This is a genomic window from Mycobacterium sp. Soil_C_30 (assembly GCF_057656995.1).
This window is the reverse complement of record NZ_JBDGJH010000005.1, coordinates 267,839-288,503: the sequence shown is the minus strand read 5'-3', so window position 1 is coordinate 288,503 and position 20,665 is coordinate 267,839. Positions and strand designations below refer to the sequence as shown.

General features: G+C 67.1%; 21 protein-coding genes. 13 read left to right on the top strand and 8 right to left on the bottom strand.

Going from position 1 to position 20,665, the window contains the following annotated elements; all coding sequences use genetic code 11:
- Position 1 precedes the first annotated feature (1 nt).
- A complete protein-coding gene (locus tag AC3A6P_RS12170; RefSeq protein ID WP_487691749.1) occupies positions 2-928 on the bottom strand; it encodes an SDR family NAD(P)-dependent oxidoreductase in 927 nt (308 codons plus the stop codon).
- A 24-nt stretch (positions 929-952) separates the two neighbouring features.
- Between AC3A6P_RS12170 and AC3A6P_RS12165 the strand changes: the two genes are divergently transcribed.
- The 3 genes from AC3A6P_RS12165 to AC3A6P_RS12155 are packed head-to-tail and all read left to right on the top strand — an operon-like array spanning position 953 to position 3,750.
- A complete protein-coding gene (locus AC3A6P_RS12165) occupies positions 953-1,450 on the top strand; it encodes a PH domain-containing protein (protein ID WP_487691748.1) in 498 nt (165 codons plus the stop codon).
- Positions 1,440-2,891, top strand: a complete 1,452-nt coding sequence (locus AC3A6P_RS12160; protein ID WP_487691747.1) for a PH domain-containing protein — start codon at positions 1,440-1,442, stop codon at positions 2,889-2,891. The genes AC3A6P_RS12165 and AC3A6P_RS12160 overlap by 11 nt, the downstream gene beginning before the upstream one ends.
- 43 nt (positions 2,892-2,934) lie before the next feature.
- On the top strand, positions 2,935-3,750 hold the full coding sequence (locus AC3A6P_RS12155; RefSeq protein WP_487691746.1) for an HAD-IIA family hydrolase: 816 nt from the start codon (positions 2,935-2,937) through the stop codon (positions 3,748-3,750).
- A gap of 48 nt (positions 3,751-3,798) precedes the next feature.
- Here the strand turns inward: AC3A6P_RS12155 and AC3A6P_RS12150 are convergent, their stop codons facing one another.
- The 3 genes from AC3A6P_RS12150 to AC3A6P_RS12140 all read right to left on the bottom strand — a co-directional run bounded on the left by AC3A6P_RS12150 (position 3,799) and on the right by AC3A6P_RS12140 (position 7,168).
- Positions 3,799-5,502 carry a DEAD/DEAH box helicase gene (locus AC3A6P_RS12150; RefSeq protein WP_487691745.1) on the bottom strand — a complete coding sequence of 568 codons (1,704 nt, stop codon included), beginning with the start codon at positions 5,500-5,502 and terminating at the stop codon, positions 3,799-3,801.
- Positions 5,503-5,589: 87 nt separating this feature from the next.
- Positions 5,590-6,081, bottom strand: a complete 492-nt coding sequence (locus tag AC3A6P_RS12145) for a cupin domain-containing protein (protein ID WP_487691744.1) — start codon at positions 6,079-6,081, stop codon at positions 5,590-5,592.
- A gap of 190 nt (positions 6,082-6,271) precedes the next feature.
- Positions 6,272-7,168: an SDR family NAD(P)-dependent oxidoreductase gene (locus tag AC3A6P_RS12140; RefSeq protein ID WP_487691743.1), complete on the bottom strand. Its 897-nt coding sequence runs from the start codon at positions 7,166-7,168 to the stop codon at positions 6,272-6,274.
- 99 nt (positions 7,169-7,267) lie between these two features.
- Between AC3A6P_RS12140 and AC3A6P_RS12135 the strand changes: the two genes are divergently transcribed.
- A complete protein-coding gene (locus tag AC3A6P_RS12135; protein ID WP_487691742.1) occupies positions 7,268-7,825 on the top strand; it encodes a TetR/AcrR family transcriptional regulator in 558 nt (185 codons plus the stop codon).
- A gap of 172 nt (positions 7,826-7,997) precedes the next feature.
- Complete coding sequence (gene groL, locus AC3A6P_RS12130) at positions 7,998-9,623, top strand: chaperonin GroEL (RefSeq protein ID WP_487691741.1); 1,626 nt, start codon at positions 7,998-8,000, stop codon at positions 9,621-9,623.
- Positions 9,624-9,706: 83 nt separating this feature from the next.
- On the opposite strand, the gene AC3A6P_RS12125 is transcribed toward groL, so the two are convergent.
- The gene (locus AC3A6P_RS12125) at positions 9,707-10,078 is read right to left on the bottom strand and encodes a pyridoxamine 5'-phosphate oxidase family protein (RefSeq protein WP_487691739.1); all 372 of its coding nucleotides are present in this window, start codon (positions 10,076-10,078) and stop codon (positions 9,707-9,709) included.
- Between the two features lie 50 nt (positions 10,079-10,128).
- Here AC3A6P_RS12125 and AC3A6P_RS12120 point away from each other — a divergent pair, with 50 nt between their 5' ends.
- Positions 10,129-10,950, top strand: coding sequence for an SDR family NAD(P)-dependent oxidoreductase (locus tag AC3A6P_RS12120; RefSeq protein WP_487691738.1), 822 nt, complete (start codon positions 10,129-10,131; stop codon positions 10,948-10,950).
- Positions 10,951-10,958: 8 nt separating this feature from the next.
- On the opposite strand, the gene AC3A6P_RS12115 is transcribed toward AC3A6P_RS12120, so the two are convergent.
- The gene (locus tag AC3A6P_RS12115; protein WP_487691737.1) at positions 10,959-12,680 is read right to left on the bottom strand and encodes an N-acyl-D-amino-acid deacylase family protein; all 1,722 of its coding nucleotides are present in this window, start codon (positions 12,678-12,680) and stop codon (positions 10,959-10,961) included.
- A gap of 22 nt (positions 12,681-12,702) precedes the next feature.
- On the opposite strand from AC3A6P_RS12115, the gene AC3A6P_RS12110 reads away from it, so the two are divergent.
- Both AC3A6P_RS12110 and AC3A6P_RS12105 read left to right on the top strand, forming a co-directional pair.
- On the top strand, positions 12,703-13,134 hold the full coding sequence (locus AC3A6P_RS12110; RefSeq protein ID WP_487691736.1) for a VOC family protein: 432 nt from the start codon (positions 12,703-12,705) through the stop codon (positions 13,132-13,134).
- A gap of 19 nt (positions 13,135-13,153) precedes the next feature.
- The gene (locus tag AC3A6P_RS12105; protein ID WP_487691735.1) at positions 13,154-13,669 is read left to right on the top strand and encodes a mycothiol transferase; all 516 of its coding nucleotides are present in this window, start codon (positions 13,154-13,156) and stop codon (positions 13,667-13,669) included.
- Positions 13,670-13,716: 47 nt separating this feature from the next.
- Here the strand turns inward: AC3A6P_RS12105 and AC3A6P_RS12100 are convergent, their stop codons facing one another.
- Positions 13,717-14,517 (bottom strand): acyl-CoA thioesterase, encoded by an 801-nt coding sequence (locus AC3A6P_RS12100; protein ID WP_487691734.1) that lies wholly within the window; start codon positions 14,515-14,517, stop codon positions 13,717-13,719.
- Positions 14,518-14,607: 90 nt separating this feature from the next.
- Here AC3A6P_RS12100 and AC3A6P_RS12095 point away from each other — a divergent pair, with 90 nt between their 5' ends.
- The 3 genes from AC3A6P_RS12095 (at position 14,608) to AC3A6P_RS12085 (ending at position 17,923) form a co-directional block, all read left to right on the top strand.
- Positions 14,608-16,119 carry an aldehyde dehydrogenase family protein gene (locus tag AC3A6P_RS12095; protein ID WP_487691733.1) on the top strand — a complete coding sequence of 504 codons (1,512 nt, stop codon included), beginning with the start codon at positions 14,608-14,610 and terminating at the stop codon, positions 16,117-16,119.
- Positions 16,120-16,182: 63 nt separating this feature from the next.
- Positions 16,183-17,040: a polyphosphate kinase 2 gene (gene ppk2, locus AC3A6P_RS12090; RefSeq protein WP_487691732.1), complete on the top strand. Its 858-nt coding sequence runs from the start codon at positions 16,183-16,185 to the stop codon at positions 17,038-17,040.
- Positions 17,041-17,068: 28 nt separating this feature from the next.
- Positions 17,069-17,923 carry a hypothetical protein gene (locus AC3A6P_RS12085; RefSeq protein ID WP_487691731.1) on the top strand — a complete coding sequence of 285 codons (855 nt, stop codon included), beginning with the start codon at positions 17,069-17,071 and terminating at the stop codon, positions 17,921-17,923.
- Positions 17,924-17,967: 44 nt separating this feature from the next.
- Here AC3A6P_RS12085 and AC3A6P_RS12080 read toward each other — a convergent pair whose 3' ends face one another.
- Positions 17,968-18,267: a DUF2563 family protein gene (locus AC3A6P_RS12080; protein WP_487691730.1), complete on the bottom strand. Its 300-nt coding sequence runs from the start codon at positions 18,265-18,267 to the stop codon at positions 17,968-17,970.
- A 136-nt stretch (positions 18,268-18,403) separates the two neighbouring features.
- On the opposite strand from AC3A6P_RS12080, the gene AC3A6P_RS12075 reads away from it, so the two are divergent.
- Positions 18,404-19,981: a putative alpha/beta hydrolase gene (locus tag AC3A6P_RS12075; protein WP_487691729.1), complete on the top strand. Its 1,578-nt coding sequence runs from the start codon at positions 18,404-18,406 to the stop codon at positions 19,979-19,981.
- The gene (locus AC3A6P_RS12070) at positions 19,963-20,661 is read left to right on the top strand and encodes a hypothetical protein (protein ID WP_487691728.1); all 699 of its coding nucleotides are present in this window, start codon (positions 19,963-19,965) and stop codon (positions 20,659-20,661) included. The genes AC3A6P_RS12075 and AC3A6P_RS12070 overlap by 19 nt, the downstream gene beginning before the upstream one ends.
- Positions 20,662-20,665 lie beyond the last annotated feature (4 nt).

Genomic DNA, 20,665 nt, shown 5'->3' with positions numbered 1-20,665 from the left:
CTCAGACCGGGAACCGCACGCCGGTGAGCTCCTCCGACACCGACCACAGCCGCTCCTGCACGGCGACGTCATGGGACTGCTTGTTGGAGTCGACGAGGACGGGATGTCCCCACAGTTCCCGGAAGCCGTCGGGGCCGTAGTACTGACCACCGGTGACCGCGGGGTCGGTGGCCGCGCGCAGGGTGGCCAGTGCGCCCATGTACGGGCTGTTGGTCACCAGGCCGGCGAGCTTGTTGAAACCGGGCAGGGTGGAACCCGGGATGTGGCGCATCAGTTCGGTGTTGGAGACCCCCGGGTGCGCGGCCACCGCGATGGTGTTGGCCTGTGCGGTGGCCAGCCGGCGCTGCAGTTCGTAGGCGAACATCACGTTGGCCAGCTTCGACTGCCCGTAGGCGGCCACCCGGTTGTAGCTGCGCTCCCACTGCAGGTCGTCGAAGTGGATGCCGGCGCGGATGTTGTGCGCGATGCTGCCGACCACCACCACCCGCGAGCCCGGCACCGGCAGCAGATGCTCCAGCAGCAGGCCGGTCAGCGCGAAGTGCCCGAGGTGGTTGGTGCCGAACTGCAACTCGAAGCCGTCCTTGGTGGTCTGCTTCGGCGGGTACATCACCCCGGCGTTGTTGATCAGCAGATCGATCCGCGGGTAGGTGGCTTTCAGCTCCGCGGCGGCGGTCCGAACCGACTGCAGCGAACCGAGATCCAGCGGTTGCACGGCCAGGTCGGCCCGCGGCACGCTGCCGAGGATCTGCGCGGCGGCGGCATTGCCCTTGTCGGTGTCGCGGACGGCGATCACCACCCGGGCGCCGCGGGCGGCCAGCACCTTGGCGGTCTCGAAACCCAGCCCGGTGTTGGCGCCGGTGACGATCGCGAGGCGACCGCTCTGGTCGGGGACGTTGTCTTCAGTCCACTTGCTCGATGTCACGCTCACACCACGAGACATTACGTACCAGGCATGCTCGACACCATGGACGGTGTGCGTGATCCGCTGTACCCGCCGAGCACCAAAGCGCCCCTGGTGTGGGCGCTCAGTGCGGCGATCCCGTGGCTGGTGGTGCTGATCGGGCTCGCGGTCTGGTTCTTCCTCGATCAGCGGGCGGCGTTGTTGCAGGTGGCGGTGGCTGTTGCGGTGGTGGTGTGCGCGGTGGTCTCGGTCTTCGTGGTGCCGGTCTGGCGGTATCGGGTGCACCGGTGGGAGATCAGCGACAAGGCGGTGTTCACCCGCACCGGGTGGCTGGTGCAGGAGCGACGCATCGCGCCGATCTCGCGGGTGCAGACCGTCGACACCCACCGGGGACCGCTGGACCGCCTGTTCGGGTTGGCCAACGTGACGGTGACGACGGCGTCGTCGGCGGGTGCGGTGCAGATCGTCGCGCTGGATTCGGCGGTCGCCGACGGGATAGTGGCACGGCTGACCGACATCGCCGCGATCGGTGAGCGCGATGCAACCTGAACCGGTCTGGAGTCGGCTGAGCCCGCGGATGCTGCTGGTGCATCCCGTCCACGAGGTGCTGCGGCAGTTGCCGTTGTTGATCGGATCGATCGTGGTGGGGTCGGCCACCAACAATCCGCTGTGGTCGTTGCTCGGGCTGGCCGGCATCATCTGTTTCGGCGTGGCGCGGTGGTTCACCACCAGTTATCGCATCGACGCCGATGAGGTGCAGTTGCGGGTCGGCGTCGTGCAGCGCAATGTGCTGACCGTTCCCCGCAACCGGATCAGGTCGGTGCAGACCGATGCCCGCCTGTTGCACCGGCTGTTGGGTTTGACCGTGCTTCGGATCAGTACCGGTCAGGAAGCTCACGGCGACAAGGCTTTTGAGCTCGATGCGGTGCCCGCTGGTGAAGTTGCCCGGCTACGGGCCGTGCTGTTGGCGGGTGCGGACGACCAGGGTGCCGACGACACGGTGCTGGCGCGCTGGGAGCCGTCCTGGCTGCGGTACAGCCCGTTGAGCATGTCGGGGCTGGTGATGATCGGCGCGGCCGTCGGTCTGGTGTACCAGGCCGGGCTGGGTGCGGCGTTGCAACGCTCCGACGTGGTGGAGTCCGGCCTGAATGCCGCACAGCGTTTCGGCGTCGCCGCGGCCGTCGCGACGCTGGTCGTCGTCGTGGTCGCGGCATCGGTGGTGCTGTCGGTGGCCAGGTCGCTGCTGAGCTACGGGAACCTGGTGCTGCGGCAACGTTTCGCCGGGGCCACGCTGCATCTGCAACACGGTCTGCTGCGGGTGCGTGAGCAGACCTTCGACATGCGCAGACTGCGCGGCGGCACCATCAGGGAGCCGCTACTGGTGCGGATCTTCGGTGGCGCGCGCCTGGACGCCGTCATGACCGGGGTCAACGGTGCGGGGGAGGCCTCACTGCTGCTGCCGCCGTGCCCGTCGGCCACCGCGCACGGTGTACTGAGCACCCTCATCGGCGACCCGGCTCCGGTGTCCGGTGAGTTGCGCAGCCACGGGCCGGCGGCGGCCCGGCGTCGCTGGACCCGTGGGCTGATGGTGCCGGCGGTGGCGGCGGTGGTCCTGACGGTCCTTGCCGTGGTGCGCGGTGTTCCGGCCTGGACGTGGGTGGTGCTGGCGGTGGCGACGGTGGTGTGCGCGCTGCTGGCCGCCGACCGGGTACGCGCACTCGGGCACCGGGTCGACAGCAGGTGGCTGGTCGCGCGCAGCGGCAGCGCCGAACGCCGCCGCGACTGTATCGCCACCGAGGGGATCATCGGGTGGACGGTGCGGCAATCGCCGTTTCAGCGCCGCTCTGGTGTGGCCACGCTCATCGCGGCAACGGCCGCGGGCACCAAACGGTATGTGGTGATCGACGTGCCGGCCGATCAGGCGTGGGTCATCGCCGGGCAGGCGTCGCCCTGGGTGGCGCAGTCCGGGTGGGCGCAGCCGTCGATTTGAGCCCACAAGTTGCGCACCGACCTCCTGCGTTTACTGTCGCACCATGGCTACCGGTGGAGTGCTCTTCGACATCGACGGTGTCCTGGTGACGTCGTGGAAGCCGATCGACGGCGCCGCAGATACCCTGCGGACGTTGGCGGACAACCAGATTGCGCGCTCTTACCTGACCAACACCACCACCCGCACCCGGGTGCAGATCGCCGAACTGCTCACCGACGCCGGCATGGACGTCACACCCGACGAGGTCATCACCGCCGCGGTGCTGACCGCCGATTTCGTCCGTGACCGTTACCCGGGCGCGCATTGCTTCCTGGTCAACAGCGGTGCCATCGCCGACGACATGCCGGGCATCGATCTGGTGTCCTCGGTCGACACCCGGGGCGGACCGATGCCCGACAAACCGGATGTGGTGCTGCTCGGCGGGGCCGGCCCCGAGTACGACCACGTGACGCTGTCCTGGGTCTACGACTGGATGGCCCAGGGGGTACCCGTCGTCGCCATGCATCGCAGCATGTCGTGGACCACCACCGAGGGGCTGCGCATCGACACCGGCATGTACCTGGCCGGGATGGAGGAGTGCTCCGGGCGCAAGGCCACCGCCGTCGGCAAGCCCGCCCCCGAGGGTTTCCTGGCGTCGGCCGCGCGCCTCGGTGTGGAACCGGACGAGATGTTCATGGTGGGTGACGACCTCAACAACGACGTGCTGGCCGCCCAGGTGGTCGGGATGACGGGCGTGCTGGTGCGCACCGGAAAGTTCCGTCAGGACACGTTGGACCGTTGGGCCGCAGACGAATTCGCCATGCAGCCCAACCACGTCATCGACTCGGTGGCGGACCTGCCTGCGCTGCTGGGTCTTTGAGGACCTGGGAGTTTCACCGGCGCTGGAGTGGCGGTGACACCCCGGGAATCACTGGCCGAAGCCGAGTTGACGCACGGCCTCGATGCGCTCTTTGAGCTGATCGGTGGTGGCCGCCGCGACGGGTGGGCCGCCACAGATCCGGCGCAGTTCGTTGTGGATCCAGCCGTGCGGCTTGCCGAGGCGGTGATGGGCCGCCGACACCAGGGCGTTGAGCTCCTTGCGCAGATCCCGCAGCTGGCCGTGGGTGGCCCGGGGGACCGCGGGTTCGCCTGAGGCCGTGCGCTTTTCGAGCTGGGCCACCTGCCGCTTGCTCAGCAGGTCACGCATCTGGCTGACGTCGAGCAGGCCGGGGATGCCCAGGTAGTCGGCTTCCTCGTCGCTGCCGGCGGGGGTGGCGGTGCCGAACGAGGATCCCTCGAAGATCACCTGGTCCAGCTCGGCGTCGGCGCCCAGTGAGGTGAACGCCTTCTCCTCCTCGCCGGCCTCGTCTTTCTTCTGCTTGGCCAGCTCTGCGTCCAGCGGGTCCTCATCCCCCTGCGACTCGCGGTGCGGCTTACCCAGGATGTGGTTGCGCTGTTCCTCGAGCTCACTGGCCAACAGCAGCAGATTGGGCACCGACGGCAGGAAGACGCTCGCGGTCTCACCGGCTCGGCGTGACCGCACGAAGCGGCCGATGGCCTGGGCGAAGAACAGCGGCGTCGAGGCACTGGTGGCGTACACCCCGACCGAGAGCCGGGGCACGTCCACGCCTTCGGACACCATGCGCACCGCCACCATCCAGCGGCTGGTGCCCTTGGAGAACTCGGTGATGCGGTCCGAGGCGCCCTTGTCGTCGGAGAGCACCACCGTGGGTACCTCACCGGTGATGGTCTCGAGCAGTTTGGCGTAGGCGCGCGCGGTGGTCTGGTCGGAGGCGATGATCATGCCGCCGGCGTCCGGCACGTGCTGGCGCTTCTGCTGCAGCCGGATATCGGCCGCGGCGATCACCGCGGGCATCCACTGACCGGCCGGGTCCAGGGCCGTGCGCCATGCGCGGGCGGTCTGCTCGGCGTTCAGCGGTTCACCCAGCCGCGCGGCATGTTCTTCACCCGCACTGTCGCGCCAGCGGGCTTCGCCGGAGTAGGCCATGAACACCACCGGACGCACCACACCGTCGGCGAGCGCGTCGGAATAGCCGTAGGTGTGGTCGGCCACGCTGCGCATCAGGCCGTTGCCGTCGGGTTCGTAGTTGACGAACGGGATGGGGCTGTCGTCGCTTCGGAACGGCGTACCGGTCAGCGCGAGGCGTCGCGTTGCGTCGTCAAATGCTTCGCGAATGGCGTCGCCCCAGCTCTTGGCGTCGCCGCCGTGGTGGATCTCGTCGAAGATCACCAGGGTCTTGTAGTTCTCGGTGCGCACCCGGTGCCGGGTCGGGTGGCTGGCCACCTGCGCGTAGGTGACGACGACGCCGTGGTACTCCGAGGACGTCTGCGAGTTCGAGTTGGAGAACTTCGGGTCCAGCGCAATGCCCTGGTTGGCGGCCGAGCGTGCCCACTGGATCTTCAGGTGCTCGGTGGGGACGACGATGGTGACCTTGTCGACCACCCGCTCGTTGAGCATCTCGGCGGCCAGTCGCAGTGCGAACGTGGTTTTGCCCGCACCGGGGGTGGCGACCGCCAGAAAATCGCGCGGTTTGGTGGTCAGATACTTGACCAGCGCCTTTCGCTGCCAGCTCCGCAGTGACTGGGTGCTGGGCGCTGCTTCAGCCCGCACCCTGGGACTCCTCTCGACGGAAATCCACCCTAGGGCAATAGGTTCCGTGCGCGCGACTTCGCCCGGCGTGTCTCGTGTCGATAAACCTCACACGAAGAAGTTGTCGTTCTTGATGAACCACTCCCGGCGCTCGTCGTCGCTCAGCTCACCGAGCTGCGCCAACCCTTCGAAGTAGTGCTCGCGGGGCGCCCCGGGGGCGAACAGCATCAGGATCGACGCCGGTTCGTCGGCCACATTGCGGAAGCCGTGGATGCCTCCCGGCGGCACGTACAGGAAGTCCTTCGGCCCGCCCGTCTTCCACTCGGTGCCGTCGTAGAGCTCGATGGTCCCCGACAGCACGAAGAAGGCTTCCGACATGGCCCGGTGGAAATGCGGGCCCGGCCCGCCGCCTTCGGCCGCGATCTCCACCCGGTACAGGCCGTAGTCGCCGCCGGTGTCCTGTTGGTTGGCCAGATAGTGGTACTGGACCAGCCCGAAGGCGTCGTAGTCCGGCGGCTCGTCACCGCGCTTGAGCCAAGCGCTGACTTCGGGGTCGCCGTGGAAACGCGCGGGCGGGTATGGCGGCACAACCAGAGACACCCGCCTCACGATAGCCCGGTCGACGAGGCGGCGACGGAGGAGCCGGGGAGGGAGGGCCGGGCTCGGGGGGTCAGCCCGGTCGACGAGGCGGCGACGGAGGAGCCGGGGAGGGAGGGCCGGGCTCGGGGGGTCAGCCCGGTCGAGGAGGCGGCGACGGAGGAGCCGGGGAGGGAGGGCCGGGCGACGCGGTTCAGACGGGGAACGTCACCCCGGTGAGTTCCTCGGAGATGGTCCACAGTCGGCGCTGCAGGGCGACGTCGTAGGACTGGGCGCTGGAGGCGACGACGACGGGGTTGCCCTTGGACTGTCCGATGCCGTCGGGTCCGTAGTACTGGCCGCCCAGGACACCCGGGTCGGTGGCGGCCCGCAATGACGGCAGTGCGCCGCCCGCGGCGCTCTGCGCGATCAGCGGGGCGACTCCCATGAAGACCCGCTCGACCGGTCGAGGCAGGTTGCGTACCAGTTCCGTGGTCGAGGTTCCCGGGTGCGCGGCGACGGCGATGGTCTTCCCGCGGGGAGCCAGTCGGCGCTGCAGTTCGTAGGTGAACAGCAGGTTGGCCAGCTTCGATTGGGTGTAGGCGCCCATCCGGTTGTACTTGCGCTCCCACTGCAGGTCATCGAAGTGGATGGCGCCGCCCATCTTGTGGCCGTTGCTGCTGACCGTCACCACCCGCGCGCCCGGCACGTCGAGCAGCGAGTCCAGCAGCAGGCCGGTCAGCGCGAAGTGGCCGAGGTGGTTGGTGCCGAACTGGAGCTCGAACCCGTCCTTGGTGGTGCCCTTCGGGGTGGTCATGACGCCGGCGTTGTTGATCAGCAGGTCGATTTTGTCGAAGCGCGCGCGCAGTCCCTCGGCGGCCTCGCGAATCGATGCCAATGACGTCAGGTCGAGTTCCTGGACCTGCACGTTGCCACCCATCCGCGCGGCGGCTTCCTTGCCCTTGTCGGTGTTGCGGACGGCGAGTACGACGTTCGCGCCCCTGGCGGCCAGGGCCTTCGCGGTCTCGAAACCCAGCCCGGTGTTTGCGCCGGTGATCACGGCCGTGCGGCCGGTCTGGTCGGGGATGTCGGTGGTGGTCCATACGGTCATCTCGGGTGCTCCTCGCGTGAGTATCCTGGATCAACCGGGGCGTGCGCCCCGCTTGGATCGACTATACGGAACGATCGCCCCGTTTAGAGGAGGTGCGCTATGAGCGAAACTGCCCGCCCGCTGCGCGCCGACGCTGCCCGCAACCGGGCGAAGGTTCTCGAGGTCGCCTATGACACCTTCGCCGCTGAGGGCCTTGCCGTCCCGATCGACGAGATCGCCCGTCGCGCCGGCGTCGGAGCGGGCACGGTCTACCGGCACTTCCCGACAAAAGAGGCCCTGTTCGGCGCCGTCTTCGAAGACCGGATCCGGCGCATCGGCGAACACGCCCTCGCGCTGCTCGAATCCGAAGGTCCCGGCCAGGCCCTGTTCGTGTTCCTGCGCGCGATGGTGCGCACCGGTGCCACCGACTACGGACTGGTGGATGCACTGGCCGGCTACGGAATAGACCTCGAGACGGCCGCCCCGGGGGCGGAAGCGCAATTCCTCGGCACGCTCGAAAAATTGTTGACGACCGCTCAGCGGGCGGGCTCGGTCCGCACCGATGTGGGCGTCATGGAAGTCAAAGCGCTACTGCTGGTCTGCAAGTCGGCGCAGCTGTACGGAAATGACGTCTCCGAGCGGGTGGCCGACGTGATCGCCGACGGATTGCGCACCTGATCGTTTCCTTGCACTCGGCATGGGCGAGTGCTAAGAATGACGTTGGCACTCGCGCCATGTGAGTGCCAGGTCGGGACGGTGAGGCAGGGGCCGCACAGCCCACAGCCGTCCGTCGCGGGCACTGATTCCGGCCGACAGACGTGCCATTCCAATCCGGAGGAATCACTTCGCAATGGCTAAGACAATTGCGTATGACGAAGAGGCCCGTCGCGGCCTCGAGCGGGGCCTGAACAGCCTCGCCGACGCGGTAAAGGTGACGCTGGGCCCCAAGGGTCGCAACGTCGTCCTGGAGAAGAAGTGGGGCGCCCCCACGATCACCAACGATGGTGTGTCCATCGCCAAGGAGATCGAGCTCGAGGACCCGTACGAGAAGATCGGCGCTGAGCTGGTCAAAGAGGTCGCCAAGAAGACCGACGACGTCGCGGGTGACGGCACCACCACCGCCACCGTGCTGGCACAGGCGCTGGTTCGTGAGGGCCTGCGCAACGTGGCCGCCGGCGCCAACCCGCTCGGCCTGAAGCGCGGCATCGAGAAGGCCGTGGAAAAGGTCACCGAGGGTCTCCTGAAGTCGGCCAAGGAGGTCGAGACCAAGGACCAGATCGCCGCCACCGCCGGCATCTCCGCGGGCGACCAGACCATCGGCGACCTGATCGCCGAGGCCATGGACAAGGTGGGCAACGAGGGTGTCATCACCGTCGAGGAGTCCAATACCTTCGGCCTGCAGCTGGAGCTCACCGAGGGTATGCGCTTCGACAAGGGCTACATCTCGGGCTACTTCGTCACCGACGCCGAGCGTCAGGAAGCCGTCCTCGAGGATCCTTACATCCTCCTGGTCAGCTCCAAGGTGTCGACCGTCAAGGACCTGCTGCCCCTGCTGGAGAAGGTCATCCAGGCCGGCAAGCCGCTGCTGATCATCGCCGAGGACGTCGAGGGCGAAGCCCTGTCCACCCTGGTGGTCAACAAGATCCGTGGCACCTTCAAGTCCGTGGCCGTCAAGGCTCCGGGCTTCGGTGACCGCCGCAAGGCCATGCTGCAGGACATCGCCATCCTCACCGGTGGCCAGGTCGTCAGCGAAGAGGTCGGTCTGTCCCTGGAGACCGCCGACATCTCGCTGCTGGGCCAGGCCCGCAAGATCGTCGTCACCAAGGACGAGACCACCATCGTCGAGGGCTCGGGCGACTCCGACGCCATCGCCGGTCGTGTGGCCCAGATCCGTGCCGAGATCGAGAACAGCGACTCCGACTACGACCGCGAGAAGCTGCAGGAGCGCCTGGCCAAGCTGGCCGGCGGTGTTGCGGTGATCAAGGCCGGCGCTGCCACCGAGGTGGAGCTCAAGGAGCGCAAGCACCGCATCGAGGACGCCGTGCGTAACGCCAAGGCTGCCGTCGAAGAGGGCATCGTCGCCGGTGGCGGCGTGGCCCTGCTGCAGTCGGCTCCGTCGCTGGATGAGCTGAAGCTCACCGGTGACGAGGCCACCGGCGCCAACATCGTGCGTGTCGCGCTGTCGGCTCCGCTGAAGCAGATCGCCTTCAACGCCGGCCTCGAGCCCGGTGTTGTCGCCGAGAAGGTCTCGAACCTTCCCGCGGGCCACGGCCTGAACGCTGCGTCCGGCGAGTACGAAGACCTGCTCAAGGCCGGCGTCGCCGACCCGGTGAAGGTCACCCGCTCGGCGCTGCAGAACGCGGCGTCCATCGCGGCGCTGTTCCTCACCACCGAGGCCGTCGTCGCCGACAAGCCGGAGAAGGCCGCCGCACCTGCGGGCGACCCGACCGGTGGCATGGGCGGTATGGACTTCTGAGTCCCGTTCGAAGAGAGGCCCGGTCCCGTTCGCGGGGCCGGGCCTTTTCGTTGTCCTGATGCTCAGGAACGTCCAGCGGGACCTCAGCTCTCCAGCGGCTGGCAGTCGTCTTTGCATCCGGGGTTTGTCACGGACCCGGCCGCCGCCTTGCGGTGCAGTACGGCACGGCTGGGCACGACACGCAGGGCATCGCCGACGAACTCGCCGCGACCATCGACGATCAGCGTGTAACCGTCGGGCTCGCGCGGCGGCCACAGCAGGGTGACGCCGTCACGGGGTGAGAGATTGCGCCGCGTGCTGTTGCCCACCGACCCGACGTCGAACACACCGTCGGACAGCGCCGGATCCACCGCGACGGTGTGCGCATGATGGTCGTCGCTGACGGTGATCAGGTAGGCGAACGTGTAATCGGCGAGTGCATCGGCCAGCTGATCGAGATCCACCTTGACACTCATTCGGCGAGCCTATTGGAATAGCGCCGCCCGGCCCATGGGTTGTCGGGCTTATGGCACTTCCACCGCCCAGCCCCACCAGCACGGCCGTCATCACCGGCGCTTCATCCGGCATCGGGGCCGACCTGGCCCGCGAGCTGGCCGCCCGCGGCCACGGCGTCACCCTGGTGGCCCGCCGCGAGGACAGGCTGCGTGAACTGGCGGCCGAACTCGCCGGGTCTGTCAGGGTCGAGGTGATCGCCTGCGATGTTGCCGACCCCCATGCGCGCGCCGCACTCTTCGACGAGCTCGACGCGCGTGGCCTGACCGTCGACATCCTGGTCAACAACGCCGGCATCGGCGTCATCGGTGCGGTGGCCACCGCCCCGGTGGACGACGAGATCGCTCAGGTCCGCGTCAACGTCGAGGCCGTCATCGACCTCACCACCCGTGCCGTGCAGCAGATGGTGCCGCGCGGGCGCGGTGCCATCCTCAACGTCGGCTCCACGGCGGCCTTCCAACCGTTTCCGGGGCAAGCGGGTTATGCCGCCACCAAGGCCTTCGTCGCGACGTTCAGCGAAGGGCTCCGCGCCGAACTCGACGGCACCGGCGTCACCGTTGCGGTTCTGCATCCAGGCCCGGTGCGCACCGGGTTCCTCGAGGCGGCAGGCATGGACGAACGCACCTTCGCCGACGCCTTCCCGAAGTTCATGTGGTTGCCGGCGCGCGAGGTCGCCAGGATCGGCATCGACGCTCTCGACGGTGACCGTGGCAGCGTCATCGCCGGGCGGGCGAACCAGATCGCCAAGCACGTCATGGCGCTGCTGCCGCGCAAGGTGCTGCTCAAGGTGCTTGCCGGTCAACACCCGGCGCTCAAGCGCGACTCAGCGCGCTGACCGCCAGGTCACGGTGCCGGCTCGGGTCGCCGACCGCGCACCAGCCGCCCGGGCCGCGCCGTGGTGGGCACACCGTTCTCGGCGATCACCTCACCGGAGACGATGGTGGCGACGTAGCCGTCGGCGGTTTGATCGAGGCGACGACCGCCTGCGGGCAGGTCGCGGGTGATCACGGGTTTGTGGACCCGCATCGCGCCGTGGTCGATGACGTTCAGATCGGCCTTGTAGCCCACCATGATTCGGCCGCGGTCGGCCAGACCCGCCACCCGTGCGGGCACCGAAGTCAGCTCGCGGACGGCCTCGGCGACACTGAGCCGGCCCCGGTCACGGTCCCGGGCCCAGTGTGTCAGCAGAAACGTCGGGAACCCGGCATCGCAGATCATGCCGTAGTGCGCGCCGCCGTCACCGAGGCCGAGCACCACATCGTCGCGGCGCATCAGCCGGCCCACCGTGTCGAGCGAGTTGTTCTCGAAATTGCCCATGGCCACCATCAACATGGCGTGTCCGCCGTCCTCGAGCAGCCGGTCGTAAGCCTCTTCCATCGGGCTGACTCCGCGGGCGCGGGCCTGCGCGCCGACACTCGTCGAGGCGTCCGGCTCGTAGTCCGGGTCGTCGTCCAGCGGAAACATCCAGTCCCACGCCTGGGCGAAATACAGCAGTGGGTGACCTGGGGTGGGGGAGTCGGCCAGGATGCGGGCCCGCACGTCGGGGCGACGCATCTGCGCCACCCGTTCGGCCAGCGGCAGGTCGGCGATCTCGCGGTAACTCGGGTACAGCACAAAGGGATTCGCGGTCAGTTCCAGACCGACGACCAGCCCGATGGGCCGGGGGAACATCTGCGCGCACACTTGGCCGCCGGCCGCGTTGGACTTCTCGATCAAGGCCATGGCCTCGGGCCACAGGGGATCCCCCACGTTCCCGGTCAGCAGCGAGAACGTCACCGGCAGACCGGCTTCGGCGGCGACCTCGAACACCTGGGCCAGCACCCCTTCGAAACCGCCGGCGGGGATGTCGGGGACGAACTGGATCAGCCCGCCGCCGCCGTCGGCCACGCCGGCGAAGATGGCTTCGAGTTCGTCGCGGCCGGCGTCGTAACTCGGTATGGGCGAGCCGCTTTCGGTTTTGTGGAACGCGAACCGCGACGATGCGAACCCCAGCGCGCCGGCCCGCATCGCCTCGGCGGCCAGGTCTCGCATCTGCTCGAGGTCGGCAGGCGTGGCCGGTTCGCGATCGGCGCCGCGCTGACCCATCACGTACACCCGCAGCGGCGAATGCGGCAGGTAGACCGCCACGTCGATATCGCGCTGTCTCGACGACAACGCATCGAGGTACTCCGGGAACGTCTGCCACGTCCACGGCAGACCGTCGGTCATCACCACCCCCGGGATGTCCTCGACCCCGGCCATCACGTCGACCAGCACGTCGTGATCCTTGGCGCGACACGGTGCGAAGCCGACACCACAGTTGCCCATCACCGCGGTGGTGACACCGTGCGCCGAGGATGGTGTGAGCCGGTCCGACCAGATGGCCTGCCCGTCGTAATGGGTGTGCAGATCCACAAAGCCCGGCGTCACCAGCAGCCCGGAGGCGTCGATATCGCGTTCGGCGCCGTCGGCCACCGTGCCGACGGCGGTGATCACCCCATCGGATATCGCGACATCGCCGACGAACGGTTCCCCGCCGAGCCCGTCGACGATGGTGCCGTTACGAATAACCAGATCATGTGTCACCCCACGAACATACGATGGCGACGTGATCGATCACTTCGGAATCAACTGCAGCGACTGGGCGACATCGCAGGAGTTCTACGACAAGGTGCTGGGTGTACTCGGGTACAGCCGGCAGATGGATTTCGGTGTTGCCGTCGGCTACGGCACCGAAGGGCACCCCACGTTCTGGATCGCCGACGCCAGCGCGGGGGAGGCGGCCGGACCCAACCGGGAGACGCACATCGCGTTCTCCGCGCCGTCCCCGGAGGACGTGCAGGCGTTCTTCCGCATGGCGCTGGCGTTGGGCGCCGAGCCGCTTCACGAACCACGATTGTGGCCGGAGTACCACGAGAAGTACTACGGCGCGTTCGTCCGTGATCCCGACGGCAACAATGTCGAGGCGGTGTTCCACGGCGGCGGCCCTGCCGGTCATGGCGATTCGCACGGGTCGCTCGGACCGAATTCCTACGCCTGAGCGGCGTAGCGTCGAAGTCATGGCTGAACCTCGAGACGCTATCCAGGACCTGCTGCGCGACGCGTTCACCCGGCTCATCGAGCATGTCGACGAGATCACCGACGGGCTCGATGACGGGGTGCTGACCTATCGGCCGACACCGGATGCCAACACCGTGGCCTGGCTGCTCTGGCACAGCGCCCGCGTGCAGGATGCGCAGGTGGCCGACGTCGCCGGCGTCGAACAGGCCTGGACCGCCGGCGGGTGGGTCGACAAATTCGGTCTCGACCTCCCGCGCGATGACACCGGCTACGGGCACTCATCGGAGGACGTCGCGAAAGTCCAGGCCAGCTCGCAGAACCTGGTCGGCTATTACCGTGCGGTGCACGAGCTCACACTGGCCTACGTGGCCAAACTCGATGCCGACGAACTGGAGCGGGTCATCGACGAGAACTGGGATCCGCCGGTGACGGCCGGTGTCCGGCTGGTCAGTGTCATCGACGACTGCGCCCAGCACCTCGGACAGGCGGCATACGTGCGGGGCATCTTCGAGTGACCGATCCGGCCGAGGGACGAGGCCGGTGTGGAACGAGACAGTCAGATCTAGCTCTTGAAGTAGACGATCTGGTGCGTGACGGCGAGCAAGGTGCCGTCACGGCCCCAGATCTGGGCGTTCTGGTCGAAGAAACCACCTGAAAAGCGTTGGGCGCGTGCGGTTGCCAGCAGCCAGTCGGAGCCCTGCGCGGCCAGCTCGGCGGCGTCGGCGTGGAAGTACACGGTCAAGGAGATGGTGCCCGCCGGGATGAACTGCCCCCGCCGCAGGAACACCCGCGGGTAGAACACGTCGCACAGCGCGGTGAGCCCGGGAAAGTCCACGGCACGTTCGGGCTGCGCGCGCACCCACAGGGTGGTGGTCGAGTCACTGCTCTCGGCGGCGCCCTCGCCGGGCATGGACCCTTCGACGAACCGCATCTCGTAGTTACGGGTCCAGGTCACGAAGCTCGAGATGTCCTGCGCTGCGGCGTCGTCGGGACCGGGCACCGCCGGTGGCTGCGATTCGGTGTCCGACCAGGTGTCGCGGCGCACTCCGAACACCGCGGTGGCGGTGGTCTTGACCTCGCCATCCTGGATGAGTTCGGCCGTCCAGTGCTGATTGGTGCGGTTGGTGCGGGCGGGGCGCAAGTCGATGACGAAGGCGCCGTCGGCGATGGGCGCGGCGTAGTTCACTGTCAGCGACACCGGGTCGCCCAGCCGATCGGGGTGCTCTTCGATGGCCCGGATGAAGGCCGCGGCGGTGAGCCCCCCGAACGGGCCCACCATGTTCGCGAACTCCGGCGTGGTGCGTCCCCGCGCCGAGCCGTCGCGGGAATCGAGGGCGAGCGCGACGTCGAACGGATGGGTCATGACGCTCAACCTACCGGTCGGCGCGAATTCATTTGACAGGTGTCAACCCCGGTGCGATGTCCGTCACACATGGTGGTTAACATGGCCCTCATGACCGCCACCAGTGAAGTCAAGACCACCGGGACCATCCTCAATCCCGCAACCGGTGCCGTCGCCGGCGAGGTGAGCTGGACCGACCCCGCCGACGTCGCGCGCATTGCCGCGGACCTGCGTGAAGCGCAGCGCGAATGGGAACGCCGCGGACCGAAAGGCCGCGCCAGAACGCTGTCGCGTTACGCGGTGTGGCTCGCCGACAATCGGGACGAGATCGAACGGCTGCTGATCGCCGAGACAGGCAAGTCGGCCACCGACGCGGCGCAGGAAGTCCCGATGCTGCTGATGATCCTGTCGTATTACATCAAGAACATCGAGAAGGCCCTGGCGCCGGAGACCCGGCCGGCCTCGTCGCCGCTGATGGCCATCAAGAAGATCACCGTGCACTACCGGCCGCGCGCCGTCGTCGGCATCATCGCGCCGTGGAACTACCCGGTGGCCAACGCCATGATGGACGCCATCGGGGCCCTGGCCGCCGGGTGTTCGGTGCTGCTCAAGCCGTCGGAGCGCACCCCGCTGACCGCCGAGGTGCTGCTGCGCGGCTGGACCGAGAGCGGGGCGCCGCCCGTGCTCGCGCTGGCTCAGGGTGCGCGACTGGTGTCCGAGGCCGTGGTCGACAACGCTGACTACATCCAGTTCACCGGGTCGTCGGCCACCGGCGCCAAGGTGATGGAGCGCGCTGCGCGCCGGCTCACCCCGGTCAGCCTGGAGTTGGGCGGCAAGGACCCGATGATCGTCTGCGAGGACGCCGATATCCCGTTGGCCGCCAACGCCGCGGTCTGGGGTGCGATGTTCAACGCCGGGCAGACCTGTGTGTCGGTGGAGCGGGTCTATGTGCTCGACGCGGTGTACGACCAGTTCATCAATGCCGTGGTGCACGCGGTCAACAAGCTGGACATGGGCGCAGGCGAGGGCCACCACTTCGGAGCCCTCATCGATGACAGCCAGGTGTCGGTCACGGCCCGCCACGTCGATGACGCGCTGGCCAAGGGCGCCAAGGCGCTCACCGGTGGCACACGTCCGGACGGGCCGGGCAGCTTCTACCCGCCCACCGTGCTGGTGAACGTGGACCACTCCATGGCCTGTATGACCGAGGAGACGTTCGGGCCCACCCTGCCGATCATGAAGGTCTCGTCGGTGGCCGAGGCGGTGCGGCTGGCCAATGACAGTCCCTACGGTCTCAGTGCCTCGGTGTTCTCTAAGGATGTCCAGCGCGCCAAAGACATTGCGGTGCAACTGGACTGCGGTGCCGTCAACATCAACGACGTGATCTCCAACCTGATGTGCACCACTGCGCCCATGGGTGGGTGGAAGACTTCCGGCATCGGCGCCAGGTTCGGCGGCATCGACGGCGTGCGCAAGTTCTGTCGGCAGGAAACGGTGGTGGTGCCGCGGACCAGCGTCGGTGCGGGCGGCACGTACTACAACAACTCGCTCAAGGCGCTGGCCCGGATGAACAAGCTGATGACCAAGGTCGCGCTGTCCGTGCCGCGTAAGGGTGCGAAGTAACCCGCCACCCATCGTTCACTCGCTGGTCACCGTCGCGTACACGGCGGCGGTTACGTTTCGCCGGTGCTGGCAGATGCTCATGAATACACCGTCCTGGACGACGATGACGATGACCCGGTGCTGCTGATCCAGCCGGGAGACCAGGTTGTCGACACGTGGCGGGAGAACTATCCGTACGACGAGCGGATGAGGCGCAGCCAGTACGAAGAAGAGAAGCGGCTGCTGCAGATCGAACTGCTCAAGCTGCAGAAGTGGAGCCAGTCCAACGGGCACCGGCATGTCATCGTCTTCGAGGGCCGCGACGCCGCGGGCAAGGGCGGCACCATCAAGCGGTTCATGGAGCACCTCAACCCGCGTGGTGCACGCGTGGTCGCGTTGGAGAAGCCGACCGAGCGTGAGCGCACCCAGTGGTATTTCCAGCGGTATGTGAACCACCTGCCGGCCGCGGGGGAGATCGTCTTGTTCGACCGCTCGTGGTACAACCGCGCCGGCGTGGAGCGGGTGATGGGCTTCTGCACACCCAAGCAGCACGCCGAATTCGTCCGACAGGTCCCGCTGTTCGAACAGATGCTGGTCAATGACGGCATCAGCCTGATCAAGCTGTGGTTCTCCGTGACACAATCCGAGCAGCGCACCCGCTTCACCATCCGGCAGGTCGACCCGGTCCGGCAGTGGAAGCTCTCGCCCACCGACCTGGCCTCACTGGACAAATGGGACGACTACACCGCCGCCAAAGAGGACATGTTCGCCCTCACCGATACCGAGGTGGCGCCGTGGATCGTCGTCAAGAGCAATGACAAGAAGCGTGCCCGCATCAACGCCATGCGTTATGTGCTCGGTAAGTTCGACTACGACAACAAAGACCATGAGGTGGTCGGCCGCGCCGATCCGCTGATCGTGGGGCGCGCGCTGTCGGACTGATCGCACGCGCTCCGGAGGGGCAGCTGCTGTGCGTGCGGTGCTTGCGACGCTGCTGTGGCTGCTTGCCACGGTGACATTGGCGCTTGCCGTACCCGCGGTGTGGGTGCAGACGAACCTGGTGAACGAGGGTGGCTACGCGCGGTTCGCCGAGGACGCCGCGTCGCAACCCGCACTGCAGCAGGCGATGGCGGGGGAGTTGACGACGCAGATCCTGGATCTGGGACCGGGGCTGCAGCCCGATCTGGTGGCGGCGTTGACGTCGAGCTACACCGCCAGTTCGGTCTTTCCGCAGCAGTTCGCCGAGGCCAACCGCTTCGCCCACCGCTGGTTGTTCACCGATTCCGTGGATTCGCAGACCGACGCCCAAGGCCGCTGGGTGGTGGACATCGGGCCCATGCTCAACGACACGTCGCTCAAACAGACATTGCAGAACCACAACATCGACGTACCGCAGTCGCTACCGGTACCGCTGACCCAGAACGCCCCGGAAGCGTTGCGTCCCGGTCGGTTACAGTCAGTGGGCACCTGGGGCCCGTGGTTCACCATCGGCGCGGTGGGCCTGGCGGCGGTGTTCGCGCTGTTGACGTTGGCCGCTGCGCATTCGCGCGGCAAAGCGCTTGCTGCGCTGGGAGTCTCGGCTTTGATCGTGGGTGCGGTCGGGTGGGCCGGGCTGGAGATCGGCCGGCAACGGCTGGACGCCGCACTCGGCGACACCTCCGGTGACATCCGGGCACTGGTTGATGCGCTGGTGAATACGGCGATCGACAGCATGCACCACTGGCTCAATCTGACGCTCGCCGTCGGCGGCGGACTGGTTGCCGTCGGCGTGCTGTTCGCGATGTTGGGTGGGGTGTTCCGCCGGACGGTGCGGGAACCGGCTTAGCGCGCGTACGCGGCCACCAGACCGTCTCTGTGTACTGCGCGCGCTCAGTACACGTCGTCGAGTGTGGCGGCGTTCTTCATTTCCATGTCAACAAATCCGTTGGTGGCGACGTGGGCTTTGTCGCCGACGGCGCCCAGCGAGGTGTACTGCTCCTCGGCCAGTTTGGCGTGCCGGCTCCGTGCGCTGCTGAGGGCCTGTTGGAAAGACTTTGCCTCGTCGAAATCGCCGAAGATGGTGCTGCCGATGTTCGCCCTGCTCAGCCGGCCTGCGCCCGCATAGGCGTGGTCGGCAGCGGTGTAGGACGTGTTGGCGCCGCCCCGGAGGCCGCCGAAGTCAACAAACATGCTGTGTCCTTTGCTCGATAGGCTCCATTATGGACTGTTGTCGTGAACCGGCAAGTCACCGATCTTCTGGCGAAATGGTGGCTTGCGACGGGTGAAACTGCCGGTACGGTCAGGACGTGGTGAGGCATGAGGGATCATGAGCAAACCGAGTTTGCGATACCTGGACGTCGGCTCACTTGTTGCCACCGCCGGTGGTGACCCGTGGCAGATCAACGACGATATCCAGGCAGGCGACCCCGGCGAGATCAGCGACCTCGCCGATGCCTTTCACGCGGCGGGCAGCCATCTCAAAGATGCCGACGACCAATTCAACGCCGCCAAGAAACAGTTCACCGAGTCGTGGGACGGCGAAGACACCGTCGAGCACCCCATCAATGATTCGGCCGAGGTGCAGCGGGTGAGTGCCGCACTCGGCGGGCAGCCGGACGAGTTGGCCAAGATCGCGGTGACGTTGCAGCAGACTGCCGCTGCGCTGGCCACCGCGCAGAAGGACAGCGCCGCGCAGATCGCTGACCTCAACGCCGACCTGGTGGACATCGACAACGAGATCGCGGAGCAGGTGAACACGCTGCCCTACAAAGTATCTGAGTCCATCGGCGAAGCGCAACAGATCACCAAGACGGTGTTGGACAGCGTCCAATCCATCCGCGGCGCCTATATCGGTCAATTGCACAGCGGTGAGACCGCGTTGATGGAGTCAGGGTACGTTCCCGCTGCCATCGACGAATCCGATGCGGTGCCGGGCGATACGCCAAAGGAAGCGGTCGACGACTACGTGAAATCCGGTCAGCTGGAACGTGACCGCGCAATTGTCGCCAGTGCTCCCGGTGGTGAGAAGAACCATGGCCACCTCGGCTGGAGTCTGGACGAGGTCGCCGCGGACCGGCGGCTCGACGACTACACCAGCATCACCGATCCCGCCAGTGGGGCCGCCCGGTACGACGGACCGCATGAGCAGGAGGAGGCCGCCCGGCTTGCGGGCAGCCGCCTGGCCGACTGGAACATGGCCAATTCCCTTGGGCCCGTGGCCAAGGACCCCGTCCTGGGTGGCGACATGCGGGATCGCGCCAATGCGCGACTGACGATGCAGCGCCAGCTCATGGACGCGCAATTGCCGTGGAGCAAGCAGCCGATGTCTGCCGACGAAGCAACCCGGATGATGAACCAGTTGGAAATGCAGGACCGCGTCACCACTCTGACGCGTTTGCAGGAACAGTTACAGCTGGGCGGCATGACACCCACCGGCGCTGCCAGTGTCGTCGAGGGCATCGCGCGCGGCGTCATGCCCCAGGAGTACCTCGATGCGGCGGGAGCGGCATCCAATGTGTTCGGCGCGGGCCAGCGGGCTGTGGACGAGTTCGCCTCACGCCTGCCGACCGGCCGACATTGGGAGCCGGGCGTGGCCTACACCCCTGCCGATATCGAAGCCCTGACCAAGTTCGGTGGTCGCCTTGGAGCAGTGGGCAATGCCATCGAATTCGGAACCGGGGTCTATGACATATTCGTCAACGATGCCTCGCCCGTCGATGTCCTGGCCAAGGCAGGCGGCGGCATGGCGGGGGCCTGGGCGATGGCGCCAGTGGGCGGAATGGCAGGAGGGGCCGTCGCAGGGCCCCCCGGGGCTTTCGTCGGCGCGCTCGTTTTCGGAACTGCCGGCGCCTTCGGCGGACAAAAACTCGCGGAGGGCGCACTCGAATGGATGAAGGGAAAATGAGAGGCATTTCGTTGACAGCCCTCGAACAAGCGGCTTCTCAGCCGACCATCAGCAGCCCGCATACGCTTGTTTTTGCAGTTGCCGCGGTGATCTGCTTGCTGGTTCCTGTCGCAATTGTTGGAACCAAACGCGACCTCAGCTGGCAACGCAAGGTCTACTGGTCGAGCACCTTCGGAGCGGTAGCGTGCGCCGTCCTCGCATCCCTGCCGAACCTCCTAACCGGAGCGTTGTTGGGACTTCTCGCAGTGTTCCTGATGGTAATCAGGGCGTACTTCGCAACCCAGTACATCAAGCTCGGCACACGGGTGATCGCTTTCGACGCTCCTCCTGCGGCGACTGGTCGTGGGAACGGAGCCGCAGGAAGCGTCGACGCCGAGCCCTACAGCCCCACTGTTTCGGCCCGCAAACTCTGGTGGCTGATGGCCGTGGCGGTCGGAAGCATCGGGACCGGAAACATGTGGATGTACGTCGCCACCCGCGAAGATCTGCGATGGGGACTTCTGGGGCTCGGCATCGTGGTTGTGGCAGCTTTGCTGTACGGGGCCATCGATGCCATGCATCAGCAACGTGTTGCCCGAGGTCAGATTCTGCAGTTCGTGATCCTGTCGGTGGTGTCAGCAGGACTGTTCGCCGTGTGTTACCTTGCCGCGCACGCGTCCACCCGCGCACTCAGGGGCTGACTTG

What these genes read in the sequence shown, in the direction of transcription:
- AC3A6P_RS12165 (WP_487691748.1), top strand. Translation starts at nt 953, where the DNA reads ATGCTCGACACCATGGACGGTGTGCGTGATCCGCTGTACCCGCCGAGC.
- AC3A6P_RS12160 (WP_487691747.1), top strand. Translation starts at nt 1,440, where the DNA reads ATGCAACCTGAACCGGTCTGGAGTCGGCTGAGCCCGCGGATGCTGCTG.
- AC3A6P_RS12155 (WP_487691746.1), top strand. Translation starts at nt 2,935, where the DNA reads ATGGCTACCGGTGGAGTGCTCTTCGACATCGACGGTGTCCTGGTGACG.
- AC3A6P_RS12140 (WP_487691743.1), bottom strand. Translation starts at nt 7,168, where the DNA reads ATGACCGTATGGACCACCACCGACATCCCCGACCAGACCGGCCGCACG.
- AC3A6P_RS12135 (WP_487691742.1), top strand. Translation starts at nt 7,268, where the DNA reads ATGAGCGAAACTGCCCGCCCGCTGCGCGCCGACGCTGCCCGCAACCGG.
- groL (WP_487691741.1), top strand. Translation starts at nt 7,998, where the DNA reads ATGGCTAAGACAATTGCGTATGACGAAGAGGCCCGTCGCGGCCTCGAG.
- AC3A6P_RS12125 (WP_487691739.1), bottom strand. Translation starts at nt 10,078, where the DNA reads ATGAGTGTCAAGGTGGATCTCGATCAGCTGGCCGATGCACTCGCCGAT.
- AC3A6P_RS12120 (WP_487691738.1), top strand. Translation starts at nt 10,129, where the DNA reads ATGGCACTTCCACCGCCCAGCCCCACCAGCACGGCCGTCATCACCGGC.
- AC3A6P_RS12105 (WP_487691735.1), top strand. Translation starts at nt 13,154, where the DNA reads ATGGCTGAACCTCGAGACGCTATCCAGGACCTGCTGCGCGACGCGTTC.
- AC3A6P_RS12100 (WP_487691734.1), bottom strand. Translation starts at nt 14,517, where the DNA reads ATGACCCATCCGTTCGACGTCGCGCTCGCCCTCGATTCCCGCGACGGC.
- AC3A6P_RS12095 (WP_487691733.1), top strand. Translation starts at nt 14,608, where the DNA reads ATGACCGCCACCAGTGAAGTCAAGACCACCGGGACCATCCTCAATCCC.
- AC3A6P_RS12080 (WP_487691730.1), bottom strand. Translation starts at nt 18,267, where the DNA reads ATGTTTGTTGACTTCGGCGGCCTCCGGGGCGGCGCCAACACGTCCTAC.
- AC3A6P_RS12075 (WP_487691729.1), top strand. Translation starts at nt 18,404, where the DNA reads ATGAGCAAACCGAGTTTGCGATACCTGGACGTCGGCTCACTTGTTGCC.
- AC3A6P_RS12070 (WP_487691728.1), top strand. Translation starts at nt 19,963, where the DNA reads ATGGATGAAGGGAAAATGAGAGGCATTTCGTTGACAGCCCTCGAACAA.